The sequence below is a fragment of the Bartonella sp. AD328YNZD genome (assembly GCF_042196425.1).
Map to the genome: position 1 here is coordinate 1 of NZ_JBHIQG010000657.1, position 856 is coordinate 856.

General features: G+C 34.5%; 1 pseudogene. It reads right to left on the reverse strand.

Annotation, left to right across the window (positions count from 1 at the left end):
- Positions 1-362 precede the first annotated feature (362 nt).
- A pseudogene (locus ACFIO3_RS14295) lies at positions 363-856 on the reverse strand (DUF3987 domain-containing protein); the annotation flags it as partial.

The window sequence follows — 856 nt, forward strand, 5'->3', positions numbered from 1 at the left end:
ATTCATTTCACGGATTAATCAAAATAAATGTACTATGTACTTTAAAATATCAGAATGAGTAATTTGATAGGTTTTATTACGAATTTTGCTTATAGGTTTTGAAGGTTTCTCACACCCTCAAAATACTTTCAAAAATATATCATGGGTTGTATTTATAGGTTGTGTTTTAATATAGACTGTATCTCTAAAATGCTAATATATTGAAATATAATGGCTTTTATTTTTCTATTGTAAAAAAATATATAACGGGGGGGAGAAGGAACCCTCAAAATACTCAAAACTCATAGATAAGGCGTTCTTTGAAGGTTTACTCTATGAATAAAGGGGATAGGGGTTAATACTTCATAAGACTTCCCAATGCCTTATTGGGGAGGCTTATGCTCATTTACCAAAGGATTCCATTCATAACGTATCGTAGGTCGACCGCTTTTAGGGGTATTATCTCCAGAGATTTCACGAATATAGTTACAACGGCATAAAAGCTCTATAGCTTGTTTAACGGCTTGATTGTCTTTTAAAGAGGTCCAATTTCTTTGATGAATATCGCGTAAAGTAAAGACATCGGGCAAATGATCACAACGCTCGACAATTAATTTTGCACTTTCTGCTGTCAATGTATCATGCGCTGTATAAAGACGTTTGGCATGGCTTAACAGATAACTTGTTCAACGCAACGCTGTTGTGATGGCATAGAGTCCAATTTCTAAACGACCACCGTCAAGAAGTTCAAAAATCAACGCAAGGCTTGCTATGGTCTTTGGCATTTTTAAAAGATGCGATTGTAAGCTTTCAGAAAGGTTATTCTCTTTAGCTTTTTTAAAAATCTTTTGCATCCACTTACGAAAGATCTCTTGAG